This is a genomic window from Massilia sp. CFBP 13721 (assembly GCF_014842025.1).
Lineage (GTDB): Bacteria > Pseudomonadota > Gammaproteobacteria > Burkholderiales > Burkholderiaceae_D > Telluria.
In genome coordinates, this window is sequence record NZ_JACYUY010000020.1 from 1 (window position 1) to 12,868 (window position 12,868).

The following is a 12,868-nucleotide window of genomic DNA, read 5'->3' on the forward strand; positions in this document are numbered from 1 at the left end:
CGTTGCCTTCCACCTCTATTCTCTTTCATGCTCCGGGGTGGCGCCGCTCGCAATGACCGTTAGGGTGGACACTCGTGCCCACGCGGGATCACGGTCGATTGGCCGGCGACGTATCAGATGCCATCGACAAACGAAAAAACGGCCCCGAAGGGCCGTCTGTCACGGATGAATCACAGGTTTTAAACCGCCTCCGCCTCGATCCGCTGCGCGATCTCCGGCCTGGTCGGCCGCAGCGCTTCCGTCAATTCCGAAATCGACGACCCGCAGCCGAACACCAGCACGTCGCCGCTCTGGCACAGGGCCAGGCCGCGGCGGATCGCCTTGTGCACGTTCAGCTCGCACGCCAGCTTGTCGGCGGCGATGCGGCCCAGGCGCGCGCCTTGCACCAGCAGGGCGGCGACCTCGCCCTCGGCGCGGCCGCGGTTCTCGGTTTCGTAGACGATCAGTTCGTCGAAGCCGGCGGCGCACACGCGGCCGATGTCGACCAGGTCGGCGTCGCGGCGGTCGCCCGGTGCGGCTACCACGCCGACCACGCGCCCCGGCGTCATCGCGCGCGCCGTTTCCGACAGCGCGGCGTAGGCGGCGCAGTTGTGGGCGTAGTCGACGATCACGGTCACGCCGTCGACGTCGAACACGTTCGAGCGCAGCGGATTGTGCTTGCTGTCCGAGACGAAGCTGCACAGGCCCGTCTGGATTTCCAGGTTGCCGAAGCCGGTCGCGACCAGCGCGGCGGTGGCAGCCAGGGCGTTGGCGATGTTGTAGCGCGCGCAGCCGCCGAGCGACACCGGCATGTCGCGCACGTCGAGCAGCGCTTCGTGGCGGCTGCCCGTAGCCAGCACCACCGTGTTGTTTTCCAGGTAGACGCCGCGCCCGCCGCGTTCCAGGTGGCGCAGCAGGACCGGGTTGTCGGCGTCGAGCGCGAAATACAGCACTTCGACCGCTTCCTGCAGGTCTTTCGCCATCGCCACGCAGTAGTCGTCTTCGGCATTCAGCACGACCGCGCGCGAGGCGCGTCCGGCCACCACCGCTTTCACTTTCGCCAGTTCCTCGACGGTTTCGATGCCGTCCAGGCCGAGGTGGTCGCTCGAGACGTTCAGCACCACCGACACGTCGCAGCGGTCGTAGGCCAGGCCGCGTTTCAGGATGCCGCCGCGCGCCGTTTCCAGCACGGCGAAGTCGACGTCGGGCGAGGTGAGCAGGCTGCGCGCCGAATGGTAGCCGGTGCAGTCGCCTGCGCGCACGCGCTGGCCGTCGACGTAGACGCCTTCGGTAGTGGTGACGCCGGTGCGCAGCCCGGCCAGGCGCGCGGCGTGGGCGATCAGCAGCGAAGTCGTGGTCTTGCCGTTGGTGCCGGTGACGGCGATCAGCGGTATGCGGCCGTCGTCCTGGCCGAACAGCGCCTCGGCGATGGCGGCGCCGGCGTCGCGCGGGGTGCCGCGGCTGGGGTACTGGTGCATGCGGATGCCGGGCGCCGCATTGACTTCGATGATGCCGCCGCCCTGTTCGCGCAGGGGCTGGGCGATGTCCTGGCAGATGACGTCGATGCCGGCGACGTCCAGGCCGATGGTGCGCGCGGCGCGGATGCAGATGTCGCGGGTTTCTTCGGGCAGCAGGTCGGTCACGTCTTCGGCGGTGCCGCCGGTGGAGAGATTGGCGTTGCCGCGCAGGTCGACCGTCACGCCCGCCGGCAGGATCGAATCGAAGCCATAACCCTGTTTCGCCAGCGTGCTTTCCGCCAGCGCGTCCATCGGGATTTTGGTGAGGATGTTGGTATGGCCTTCACCGCGCGCCGGATTGCGGTTTTCGACCTCGACCAGTTCGCGCACGGTCGATTGTCCGTCGCCGGTGACGCAGGGTGGACGGCGCCACGAGGCGGCGGCGATCCTGGTGCCGGTGACCAGTACGCGGTAGTCGCGCCCGGCCAGGAATTCCTCGACGATCACGTGGCGGCCATACTTGCGCGCGTGCGCGAATGCCGCTTCGACTTCTTCCGGCGTGGTGCAGGTGGTGGTCACGCCCTTGCCCTGGTTGGCGTCGAGCGGCTTGATGGTGGCGGGGCCGTTCAGGCGCCGCGCCATGCGCTGCGCTTCGGCCAGCGTGGTGACGGTGGCGCCGCCCGGGACCGGTACGCCGGCCTGGTCGAGCAGGGTCTTGGTCAGCTGCTTGTCGCTGGCGATGCCGACCGCGATCGAATTGGTGGCGCCGGTGATGGTGGCCTGCAGGCGCTTCTGCTTCGAACCCCAGCCGAGCTGGAACAGGTTGGCTTCGTCGGTGATGCGCAGGGCCGGGATGCCGCGCCGCAGGGCGGCGTTCACCACCGCGCCGGTGCTGGTGCCGATGGCGTAGTCTTCGGCGGTTTCGCGGAGATCCACCAATGCGGCGTCGAGGCCATACGTTTCGCCGGCCGCGAGGGCGCGAAGCAGGTCCCGTGCCACGTCGAAGGCCCGGCGCGCGACCTGTTCGGTGCGGTAGCCGCAGACGGCGCGGCGTGCATTCGGCCTGCGCGCGACGGCGAGCGTCTGGCTGAACTCGGCCGCTGCGCCGGCCAGGCGCTGCAATTCCATGACGACCGGTTCGACGGCGTCGGCCACGCAGGCGAGGCCACCCACGCGCGCCGCCGCTTCAGGCGGCAAACCTGGCAGCAAGTCGAGCAGGCGCGCGCCGAAGCCGGGTGCGGGTGTGACGCCGGCGGCGTCGACGACGGCCATCAGGCAGGGCGTGGCGGCGAACAGGTTGGGGCCGCGCAGGAAGCGTTGTTCGATGATTCTCATGAGAGCGGATTCCGTTTGGTGACATTTTCCAGGAAGTCGCGCAGCGAAGGCGACATCGGCCGGGCTGGTTCGCCCTCGGCCGGCAGGTAATAGCGGCTGCCCGCCGGCAGCAGGTGCAGGCGCACGTCGATCAGTTCCGGCGTGTCGCGCTCGGCGATGTCGGCCATGTTGGTGTCCATCGTGCGGCCGTCCACCACCGTCACCGAGCCTTCGCCGACGACTTCGATGCCGCGCCCGCGTTCGATGATGAGCGCCGTGTTTTCGTCGATGCCGATGCCCTGCAAATACGGGTTCTGCGCCACCACCGACAGCAGGCGCGACAAGCGCTGCCGCTCCGAGAAATGCTGGTCGATGACGACGCGGTGCACAAAGCCCAGGCCCGCGCCCAGGCTGACCGCGCCTTTTGCCGGCAGCAGGTCGGTCTTGCCCTGGGCCAGCATGTGGCCCGACATGGCCGAGGCGCCGGCGCTGGTGCCGCCAATGCAGGCGCCGCGCACTTTCAGGGCGGTGTGCATTTCGGCGTCGAGCGCGGTGCCGCCGATGATCGCCAGCAGGCGTTTCTGGTCGCCGCCGGTCATGAAGATGCCGTCGGCCTCGGCCACCATGCGCAGCTTCGCTTCGTCGTTCGCGTCCTGGCGGTTTTCCAGGGTCAGGTGGGCGCGCTGGCGCACGCCGAGGTCGCCGAAGGCCTGGTCGTACATGTCCCACATTTCGTCGGCGATCTTGCTGGCGGCGGTGATGACGACGATGCGCGCATTTTCGCCGCCGGCCAGTTCGACGAAGCGGGCGAGGATTTCCTTGGCGTGCTGGCGGTCTTCATGGCCGCCGATGATGACGAGGTGGCCGTGCCTGGCGGTTTGGTGTGGTTGGGTTTTCATAATTATTTTTCGATGAGTCCAGTTGGCATATGGGTATTGCTGCAGGAGGCGGCTTCGGTCCTGGTGACCGCGATCAGCCCGGTGTCGACGTCCCTGTCGATCAGGTCGATGCCACGCCGCAGCGCCTGCTGCAGCGGCATGCCCTGTTCGACATAGCCGTAGACGGTGCGCGCCAGCATGTGGCGCACGATGTGTTCGCCGACACCGGTGGCGGCGATTGCACCGAGCGGGCCGGCATAGAAGCCGCAACCCATGATCGCGGTGTCGCCCACGCGCCCCAGCAGCGACGGCGCCGAGCCGCCGGTCGAGCCGGCGACGGCGAAGTGGCCATCGGGGCCGCGTACCACGGCGCCGACGGTGTCGTGGGCGGCGCTCGGGGGCAGCTGCAGCGGGGTCTTGTAGTTCCAGAAGCGCTCGAACAGGCGGTTGTCGATGCCGGGCATGACCGGAACCGAGCCGGCCAGCTGCTTCAATAGTTTTTCGTGCTTTTCGCGCTGGGCGGCGCTGATCGGTTTCGCCGGTTCCATTCCCAGCGCACGGGCCAGGCGGTCGGCGCCTTCGCCGGCCAGCAGCACGTGCGGGGTGTCGGCGACGGCGCGCGCCAGCAGGATCGGGTTGCGTACGTCGCGCACGCCGGCGATCGCGCCCAGGCGCCCGCGCGTGTCCATGATCGAGGCATCCATTTCGATGGTGGCGCCATCGAGGCACAGCACCGCGCCGGTGCCGGCATTGAAACGTTCGTCTTCCTCGAAGACCATCACCGCGGCGATCGCCGCTTCCAGCGCGTCGCCGGTGTCGATGATGATCTCGTATCCGCGTTGCGCCGCGCGCGCGCAGCCGTCGCTGTATTCCAGTGGTTCGCCCGCGCCGCCATGGGTGACGATGGCAAATCCGCGTTCCGTGTTGCTCACTCCGTCATCCTCTCTCTTGTTGCCTTCGCACTTTTGGCACTTGGCATATCTGGTAGAGGATTATGCAAAATGGGATAGCAAAAACCTATCGGTTGCACAGCCGCCTGGCTGTAAGAAGAAACTTACATGGAAGACAACATTCTGGCTGATCTGGCTACACTGGCTGAGTTTAGCTAATCGTAGGGTGGACTCCGTCCACGGCCGTTTCGTCGCACACCTCGACGCTGAGGAAAGCCTGTACGTGCGCGTTCCCAGGCTACATGGCGCATCTCGATATGCATGAAAAAGGCCGTGGACTCAGGAGTCCACCCTACCTATTGCGCCACTCGGCGTGTCTTTTACAGGAGCCTTGCCGGGTGGCTGCGCATGGCGCGCGCCAGTTCCTGTGCCACTTGCTGGCGGATCGGTTCCGAGACATAGCTGCCGACCTCGATGCACGTGCCGGGCGCTTCCAGCAGGATCAGTTTGCGCTTGCGCGGCAGCGGCGGAGCCACGCGCGTGCGGCCCGGGTCGAGGCGGAACTGGCTGCGCCGTCCGGCGTCGACCCGTTCGACCACCAGGCTGCGCTCGGTGAGGGCGATGCGTTCGACGTCGAGCGCATGGCGTGCGTAATGCAGCAGCGCCCAGCCCACTGCCGCCATCTCGAGCACGGAGAAGGCGAGCACGATCCAGAAGCCCTGCAGCAGGAAGAACAGGGCGCTGCCGAAAGAGCCCGTGCACAGCAGCAGGTAGGCGGCGGCCGACTGGCGCGGGGTCAGCGAGCAGTTGCGCTTCAGGATCCAGGTGTGGGCCATGGGGTCTCGCGCCGGCGGGCAGGGAGGGAAGTTCATTATAGGAGAGGGCGTCGGGACATGCCGCGCGCATCGTCCTTGTAGTTGGGAAAGTAGCGCGTGACCGCGGCACAACGGCCACAGAACGGTTGCAAAAGCGCTTCGCCAAGGAAGCTGATTTCTGTTAAGATCTCGCCCCTTCACAGAAAGGCAGACATGACGAACGCTTGCGGCGTCGACTTCGGTACGTCGAATTCCACGGTTGGCTGGATCAAGCCAGGCACCACGCCAGGACAGGCACTCGGGGGCGCACACGCCTTGCTGAGCCTCGAGGACGGCAAGGCTACCTTGCCATCGGTGGTGTTCTTCAACGCCGACGACGAAGAGGTGCGCTATGGCCGCGCCGCGCTGGCCGATTACCTGGCTGGTTACGAAGGGCGCCTGATGCGCTCGATGAAAAGCCTGCTCGGCACCAGCCTGATGGACGGCCAGACCGAGGTGGCCGGCCGCGCGCTGCCGTTCCGGGTGCTGCTGGCCCAGTTCATCGGCGAGGTCAAGCGCCGCGCCGAAGGCCAGGCCGGGCGCGGCTTCGAGCACGCCGTGTTCGGCCGCCCGGTATTCTTCATCGACGACAATCCAGCCGCCGACAAGCTGGCCGAGGACACGCTCCTGGCGGTCGCGCGCGGCGCCGGTTTCCGCGAAGTCGCCTTCCAGTACGAGCCGATCGCCGCCGCCTTCGACTACGAGTCGCAGATCGATCGCGAAGAACTGGTGCTGATCGCCGACATCGGCGGCGGTACCTCCGACTTTTCGCTGGTGCGCCTGGGTCCCGGCCGCGCCGGCAAGCCGGAGCGGCGCGACGACATCCTCGCCACCGGCGGCGTCCATATCGGCGGCACCGACTTCGACAAGTACCTGAGCCTGGCCTCGGTGATGCCGCTGCTCGGCTACAGGAGCGCGCTGCGCTCGGGCGCCGAGATCCCGTCGAGCTATTACTTCAATCTCGCCACCTGGCACACGATCAACCAGGCCTACACGCGCAAGAGCATCGTCCAGCTCGACGACCTGGTGCGCGATGCGCGCGAGCCGGCCAAGCTGGCGCGCCTGCAGCACCTGATCGAGGAGCGCGCCGGCCACTGGCTGGCGATGCAGGTCGAAGGCGCCAAGATCGGGCTGTCGGATGCGGCGTCGGTCCGGCTCGAACTCGATCGCCTGGCGCCGCCGGAAAGCTTGAGCGTCGAACGCGCGACCTTCGAGGCCGCCATCGGCCAGCTGCTCGACGCCATCGATACCACCGTGCTGCGCCTGCTGGCCGATGCCGGTGTGAAGCCTGGCGACGTCGACACGGTGTTCTTCACCGGCGGCTCGAGCGGCGTTGGCCTGCTGCGCCAGCGCATCGGCGCCCTGGTGCCGGATGCGCGCAAGGTCGAGGGCGACTTGTTCGGCAGCATCGGCGCGGGACTGGCGCTGGACGCGCAGCGCAAATTCGGCTAAAAGGTTTTCCATGTCTATATTTGATCGCCCCATCGTGATGCTCGACTTCGAGACCACGGGACTCTCGCCCGCGATGGGCGACCGCATCACCGAAGTAGCCGCCCTGCGCATCGTCGGCGGCCAGGTGACCGAGCGCTACGTGTCGCTGGTGAACTGCGGCGCGCGCATTCCGAGCTTCATCACCCAGCTGACCGGCATCACCCAGCAGATGGTCGACGGCGCGCCGCCCGCGCGTACCGTCGTGCCGGAGCTGCTCGACTTCATCGGCGGCGATACCCTGTCGGCCCACAACGCCAGCTTCGACGAGAAGTTCCTGGTGGCCGAGAGCGAACGCCTGGGACGCCTGTGCGGCCACGCCGGCCTGGTGTGCTCGCTCAAGCTGTCGCGACGCATGTTCCCGGGCATGCCGAGCTATAAACTCGGCACGCTGTCGCGCCAGCTCGGCATCGCCTTTCGCAGCGCCGCCCACCGCGCCGAGGCCGACGCCGAAGTGGCGGCCGAAGTGCTGATCCACATCGGGCGCCACATCGGCACCTCGTATGGCTTGCAGGGCGTGGCGCCGGACTTGCTGGTGTCGATCAACAAGCTGTCGGCGGCCAAGGTGCCGACCTGGCTTGGTAAATACGCGGCGGAAAAAAACGCCACCTGATTGTCGTGGCGGCATTACAATGCCGCCATCATGATGCGTCGTTCCATTGCTCACGTCCTGCTGTCGCTGCTTCTGCTGGTGTCCCAGCAGATGGCGTTCGCGCATGCGATGTCGCACTGGACCGGCAAGATCGCGCCGGCGCATGCGCTTGCAGCAAGTACCTCGGCCAGCATCGGGTTCGACGCCGAGCGCGACCTGTCCAGTTCGGTCGCGCAGGACGGCAGCTGCAGCCAGTGCCTCGCCTTTGCCCAGATGGCGTCCGCCATCGGCAGCACCCCGCGCCAGTTCGTGCCGCTCGACTTCCAGGCCGAGCGCGCCGGCGCTTTTGCCGCCATCGCGGCGCCACCGCGCACCGTCTGCGCCTTCCACTCGCGCGCACCGCCTTCCTTCGTCTAGAGACCTGTCTCACCAGTCGGCCTTCCTGCGCCTTGCCGGAAAGCCGTCCGTCCTCTATTCGATCGAAAGCACACGATGTTGAAACCCACGTTGGTGTCGGTGGCGCTTGCCGCCGCCTTTGCATTGCCCCTGTCCGCAGCAGCGGCCGAGAACCCGGAACTGGCCGCGATCCGCGCCCAGATCGCCGAGATGAAACAGTCCTACGAAGCGCGCCTGCAGGCGCTCGAACAGCGTTTACAAGAGGCGCAGGCGGCCGTGGCCGAAGCGCAGAACGCGGCGGTTAGTGCGCAGCAGACGGCGGCGCCGGCCGTGGCTGCGGCGGCACCCGTGGTCGCAGCGCCGGAAGTTCCGGCAGCGCGCCCGGCCCAGGGCGACAACAGCTTCAACCCGAGCATCTCACTGATCCTGGGCGGCACCTTCAGCAACCTGCAGCGCGATCCCGCCAGCTACCGCTTCGGCGGCTTCATGCCGCCCGACGGCGAAATCGGCCCGGGCAGCCGCAGCTTCAACCTGGGTGAATCCGAACTCACCATGGCGGCCAACATCGACCCGATGTTCGCCGGCCAGCTGACCTTTGCGCTCACCGGCGAGAACGAAGCGGAAGTCGAGGAAGCCTTCGTGCGTACCCGCGAACTGGGCGGCGGCATGAACCTGAAGGCCGGCCGATTCCTGTCGAGCGTCGGTTACCTGAACGGCCAGCACAGCCACACCTGGGACTTCGTCGATGCGCCGCTCGCGTACCAGGCCTTTTTCGGTGGCCAGTACAAGCCGGACGGCATCCAGGCGCGCTGGCTGGCGCCGCTGAACACCTTCTTTGAGGTCGGCGCCGAGTTGGGCAGTGGCCGCAGCTTCCCCGGCAACGACCGCAACAAGAACGGCTTCAACGCCACCAGCGTGTTCGCGCATGCGGGCGACGACATTGGCGATTCCGCCAGCTGGCGCGCCGGCGTGTCCTACCTGCGCACCGGGGCGGCGGGGCGGGAATACGACGATGGCGGCGTGCCCAATGTGTTCGATGGCCGCGCCAGGATGTGGGTGGCGGACGCGGTCTACAAATGGGCGCCGAACGGCAATCCGACCCAGACCAATTTCAAGCTGCAGGGCGAATACATGCGCAGGAAGGAAAGCGGCACGCTGGCATCTAGCGACCTGGCCGACGGCTATGCCGGCACCCAGTCCGGCTGGTACCTGCAAGGGGTTTATCAGTTCATGCCCAACTGGCGCGCCGGCTTGCGCCACGACCGCCTGTCGTCGGGCAGTTCCTACATCGGCCTGGTGGAGAATGGCGCGCTGGGCATCGACGCTTTCCCGGCGCTGGCCAGCTACAAGCCGAAGCGCTCGAGCGTGATGCTCGACTGGAGCCCGTCCGAATTCTCGCGCCTGCGCCTGCAGTATGCGCGCGACGAGGCGCGTCCCGGCGAGCCGGACAACCAGCTCTTCCTGCAATACATCATGAGCCTGGGCGCGCACGCCGGCCACACCTTCTGAGGACAACACGATGAACTCCCTGTCTACCAAACTGCTGGCCGGCTGCGCGCTGGCCATTGCCGCCATCGCCGCCCCGGCCCAGGCGGCGATCAACGTCCTCACCTGCGAACCCGAATGGGCCGCGCTGACCCAGGAACTGGCCGGCGACAAGGTCAGCGTCTCGAGCGCGACGAATGCCTTGCAGGACCCGCACCGCGTCGAAGCGCGCCCGGGCCTGATCGCGCGCACCCGCAATGCCGACCTGCTGGTGTGCACCGGCCTCGACCTGGAAGCGGGCTGGCTGCCGCTGCTGGTGCAGCAATCGGGCAACGCAAGAATCGCGCGCGGCCAGCCGGGCTTTTTCGAGGCCGGCAGTGTCGTGCCGCGCCTGGATATTCCGACGAAACTTGACCGCGCCGAGGGCGACGTCCACGCCTACGGTAACCCGCACGTGCACCTGAACCCGCACAACATCGCCCTGGTCAGCGCCCAACTGGCCAAGCGCCTGGCCGCGATCGACCCCGCCAACGCCGCCTTCTACGGCGCGCGCCAGGCCGACTTCGCCGGACGCTGGGCGCAGGCGATGCGCAAATGGGAAACGCAGGCGGCGCCGCTGCGCGGCGTGGCCGTGGTCGAACACCACCGCAACATGGAATACCTGCTCGGCTGGCTCGGCATGCGCCAGGTCGGCACGCTCGAACCGAAGCCCGGTGTCGAACCGAGCGCGGCCCAGCTGGGTCAGTTGCTGGCGCAGCTGCAGAAGCAGCCGGCCAGACTGGTGCTGCGCGCGGCCTACCAGAACGAGCGCGCATCGGGCTGGCTGTCGCAGCGGGCGGGCATTCCGGCGGTCGTGATTCCCTACACGGTAGGCGCGGACGCGCAGAGCCGCGATTTGTTCGCGCTGTTCGATACCACCGTTCAGCGTTTGACGGAAGCAGTGAAGTGAACTTCGACGACTTTAATTTTCTGATCGTGCTGCCGGCCTTTGTCGCCGGACTGCTGGTACTGGCAACCCACATCCCGCTCGGCGCCCAGGTGCTGCGGCGCGGGATCGTCTTCATCGACCTCGCCATCGCCCAGATCGCGGCGCTGGGCGTGATCGTCGCCAGCGCGCTCGACTTCGACCCGCACGGCTGGACCATCCAGGTCGCCGCCGGTGTCGCCGCCGTGCTCGGCGCCTTGCTGCTGACCTGGACCGAACGGCGCTGGCCCGATGTGCAGGAGGCGCAGATCGGCGTGCTGTTCGTGCTCGCCGCCACGGCCGGCCTGCTGCTGTTGGCGCACAATCCGCACGGCGGCGAGCACTTGCAGGACCTGCTTGCGGGACAGATCCTGTGGGTCAGTTACGACCAGCTGATCATGCCGGCGCTGGGCGCGGTGCTGATCCTGGCGCTGCTGGCGCTGTTCCGCAACCGCCTCGGGCGGCTCGGCTTCTATCTCGTGTTCGCGCTGGCCGTGACCGCTTCGGTACAGCTGGTCGGCGTCTACCTGGTGTTCGCCAGCCTGATCGTGCCGAGCCTGGCGGTGCGCCATTACCGCGACGCGCGCAAGCTGCCGGTGGCCTACCTGGTCGGGGTCGGCGGCTATGCGGCCGGCCTGGTGCTGTCGACCGTGCTCGACCTGCCGTCGGGCGCGCTGATCGTCTGGTGCCTGGCACTGCTGGCGATGCTGGTATACGCGCTCGGGCCGAACCGCTCGGCGCTGTCCTGAGCCCCGCTTCAGGCGTCCAGCCGAGCTCGCTTCAAGCCCGCCGCGCTTCGCGCCCGGCGGGTTTTTTCTTGGCCGCGCGCCGGCACGATTGTGCCCGGTCAAACCCGTAACGGGTGGCCCTCGTTAAAATTTTGTTAATACATATGAGGCCGCCTGCCTTTGCGTGCGCCTGCAGGCGCTAACCGAACGCGGCATTCGTCCAATCGGCACCGGGGATCCAGCATGAACCACCAGAAGCTCCAGAACGAGAGCCACCAGAACTATCTGTGGTTCCGCGAGGCGGCCGAGCGCGGCAATGCCTACGCCCAGTTCAACCTCGGCCTGATGTACAAGAAGGGCAACGGCGTCGAGCGCGACGACGCCGCCGCCGTGCGCTGGCTGCGCCTGGCGGCCGTGCAGGGGCTGGCCTTCGCCCAGAACCATCTCGGCGCCATGTATTACCACGGGCGCGGGGTCGACCGCTGCGACCACGAGGCCGCGCGCTGGTTCCGCCGCGCCGCCGAGCAGGGCGACGCCTCGGCCCAGCAAAACCTCGGCCACATGTGCCGCCAGGGCCGCGGCATGGCGATCGACCCGGAGCGCGCGCTGTCCTGGTATTACCGCGCGGCCGAGCAGGGCATGGCGGGCGCCCAGAACCAGCTCGGCGAATGCTATCTCGAGGGACTCGGCGCGGCCGTCAATTATCCGCTCGCCATGGCCTGGTTCCGCAAGGCGGCCCTGCAGGGCGAGGCGCCGGCCCAGCTGAACCTGGGGCTGATGTACCAGCAGGGGCAGGGCGTCGAAGCCAGCGCCAGCCAGGCGCTGTACTGGTTCCGCAAGGCTGCCGCCGCGGGAGATCGCGGCGCCCAGCGCGAGCTCGGCATCGCCTACGCCGAGGGCAGGGGCGTGCGCCTCGACCTGCGCCGCGCCGCCGCCTGGCTCCAGCGCGCCGCCGAGCACGGCGACCGCGAAGCCCAGTTCCGCTTCGCCACCCTGTGCGTCAACGGCGGCGGCGTCGAGCGCGACGAGGCGCGTGCGCTCGAGTGGTACACGCGCGCCGCCGGCGCCGGCCATATGGCGGCGCAATACAACCTGGCCAACATGTACGCGCACGGGCGCGGCACCGAGCGCGACCCGGCGCGCGCCTTCGACTGGTACCGCCGCGCCGCCGAACAGGGCGCGCCCAACGCCCAGTTCAACCTCGGCGTCATCTACGCCAACGGCCAGGGCGTCGAGAAGGACGAAGCGCGCGCCGCCTACTGGTACCGGCTGGCGGCCGACCAGGGCGACGCCAGCGCCCAGAACAACCTGGGCGTGATGTACGCCAGCGGCCAGGGCGTGGCCCAGGACGACGCGCGCGCCGTCTACTGGTACGAGCAGGCCGCCGAGCAGGGCCACGCGCTGGCCCAGTACAACCTGGGAGGCATGGTCGGCAGCGGCCTGGGTGTCGCGCGCGACCCGGTGCGCGCCTACATGTGGATGCTGCTGGCGGCCGAGGGCGGCGACAGCGCCGCCAACGTCAACAAGACCATCGTCGCCCGGCGCCTGAGCCCGGCGGAAATCGGCAGGGCGCTCGACTTGCAGCACAAGTGGCAGATGAGTCATCGCGACGTCGTCGCGCGGCGCCAGGGGTAGGGTGGTCGGCTCCACCCGGGTACTTGCATCGACGCGGCTGTAACGCCGCCCACGCGTACAACCGGCTTGGGAAACCTCGCGTCGTTTGATGTCGCGTCGTTTCATGCGTGCGTTGAACGCGTGGGCGGCGCACGCGGCGCGACCATGCATCGTTTCCGGTGGAGCCGACCACCCTACGGCCGACCTACACACGTACCCCACACCACGC

The 12,868-nt window shown here is 68.0% G+C and carries 11 protein-coding genes; 7 read left to right on the plus strand and 4 right to left on the minus strand.

What is annotated here, in order from left to right:
- Positions 1-179: 179 nt before the first annotated feature.
- From cphA to IFT60_RS18085, 4 genes are all read right to left on the minus strand, one after another.
- Complete coding sequence (gene cphA / locus IFT60_RS18070) at positions 180-2,771, minus strand: cyanophycin synthetase (RefSeq protein WP_192054111.1); 2,592 nt, start codon at positions 2,769-2,771, stop codon at positions 180-182.
- A complete protein-coding gene (locus tag IFT60_RS18075; protein WP_192054113.1) occupies positions 2,768-3,649 on the minus strand; it encodes a cyanophycinase in 882 nt (293 codons plus the stop codon). Before IFT60_RS18075 ends, cphA begins: the two co-directional genes overlap by 4 nt.
- Positions 3,650-3,651: 2 nt before the next feature.
- Complete coding sequence (locus IFT60_RS18080; RefSeq protein WP_192054115.1) at positions 3,652-4,560, minus strand: isoaspartyl peptidase/L-asparaginase; 909 nt, start codon at positions 4,558-4,560, stop codon at positions 3,652-3,654.
- Between the two features lie 338 nt (positions 4,561-4,898).
- Positions 4,899-5,354, minus strand: coding sequence for a DUF2244 domain-containing protein (locus tag IFT60_RS18085; RefSeq protein ID WP_192054117.1), 456 nt, complete (start codon positions 5,352-5,354; stop codon positions 4,899-4,901).
- 192 nt (positions 5,355-5,546) lie between these two features.
- Here IFT60_RS18085 and IFT60_RS18090 point away from each other — a divergent pair, with 192 nt between their 5' ends.
- The 7 genes from IFT60_RS18090 to IFT60_RS26960 all read left to right on the plus strand — a co-directional run bounded on the left by IFT60_RS18090 (position 5,547) and on the right by IFT60_RS26960 (position 12,660).
- Positions 5,547-6,824 (plus strand): Hsp70 family protein, encoded by a 1,278-nt coding sequence (locus IFT60_RS18090; RefSeq protein ID WP_192054119.1) that lies wholly within the window; start codon positions 5,547-5,549, stop codon positions 6,822-6,824.
- Positions 6,825-6,834: 10 nt separating this feature from the next.
- Positions 6,835-7,473 (plus strand): 3'-5' exonuclease, encoded by a 639-nt coding sequence (locus IFT60_RS18095; RefSeq protein WP_192054121.1) that lies wholly within the window; start codon positions 6,835-6,837, stop codon positions 7,471-7,473.
- Between the two features lie 30 nt (positions 7,474-7,503).
- The gene (locus IFT60_RS18100) at positions 7,504-7,869 is read left to right on the plus strand and encodes a hypothetical protein (RefSeq protein ID WP_192054123.1); all 366 of its coding nucleotides are present in this window, start codon (positions 7,504-7,506) and stop codon (positions 7,867-7,869) included.
- A 75-nt stretch (positions 7,870-7,944) separates the two neighbouring features.
- Complete coding sequence (locus tag IFT60_RS18105; RefSeq protein ID WP_192054125.1) at positions 7,945-9,357, plus strand: putative porin; 1,413 nt, start codon at positions 7,945-7,947, stop codon at positions 9,355-9,357.
- Positions 9,358-9,367: 10 nt separating this feature from the next.
- Positions 9,368-10,282 carry a metal ABC transporter substrate-binding protein gene (locus IFT60_RS18110; RefSeq protein WP_192054127.1) on the plus strand — a complete coding sequence of 305 codons (915 nt, stop codon included), beginning with the start codon at positions 9,368-9,370 and terminating at the stop codon, positions 10,280-10,282.
- Positions 10,279-11,046 (plus strand): metal ABC transporter permease, encoded by a 768-nt coding sequence (locus IFT60_RS18115; protein ID WP_192054129.1) that lies wholly within the window; start codon positions 10,279-10,281, stop codon positions 11,044-11,046. Before IFT60_RS18110 ends, IFT60_RS18115 begins: the two co-directional genes overlap by 4 nt.
- A 222-nt stretch (positions 11,047-11,268) precedes the next feature.
- A complete protein-coding gene (locus IFT60_RS26960; RefSeq protein ID WP_192054131.1) occupies positions 11,269-12,660 on the plus strand; it encodes a tetratricopeptide repeat protein in 1,392 nt (463 codons plus the stop codon).
- Positions 12,661-12,868 lie beyond the last annotated feature (208 nt).

Bases quoted from the DNA above. Each gene is read 5' to 3' on its own strand.
- IFT60_RS18100 (WP_192054123.1), top strand. From the start codon at position 7,504: ATGATGCGTCGTTCCATTGCTCACGTCCTGCTGTCGCTGCTTCTGCTG.
- IFT60_RS18085 (WP_192054117.1), bottom strand. From the start codon at position 5,354: ATGGCCCACACCTGGATCCTGAAGCGCAACTGCTCGCTGACCCCGCGC.
- IFT60_RS18095 (WP_192054121.1), top strand. From the start codon at position 6,835: ATGTCTATATTTGATCGCCCCATCGTGATGCTCGACTTCGAGACCACG.
- IFT60_RS26960 (WP_192054131.1), top strand. From the start codon at position 11,269: ATGAACCACCAGAAGCTCCAGAACGAGAGCCACCAGAACTATCTGTGG.
- IFT60_RS18090 (WP_192054119.1), top strand. From the start codon at position 5,547: ATGACGAACGCTTGCGGCGTCGACTTCGGTACGTCGAATTCCACGGTT.
- IFT60_RS18105 (WP_192054125.1), top strand. From the start codon at position 7,945: ATGTTGAAACCCACGTTGGTGTCGGTGGCGCTTGCCGCCGCCTTTGCA.
- IFT60_RS18110 (WP_192054127.1), top strand. From the start codon at position 9,368: ATGAACTCCCTGTCTACCAAACTGCTGGCCGGCTGCGCGCTGGCCATT.
- IFT60_RS18075 (WP_192054113.1), bottom strand. From the start codon at position 3,649: ATGAAAACCCAACCACACCAAACCGCCAGGCACGGCCACCTCGTCATC.
- cphA (WP_192054111.1), bottom strand. From the start codon at position 2,771: ATGAGAATCATCGAACAACGCTTCCTGCGCGGCCCCAACCTGTTCGCC.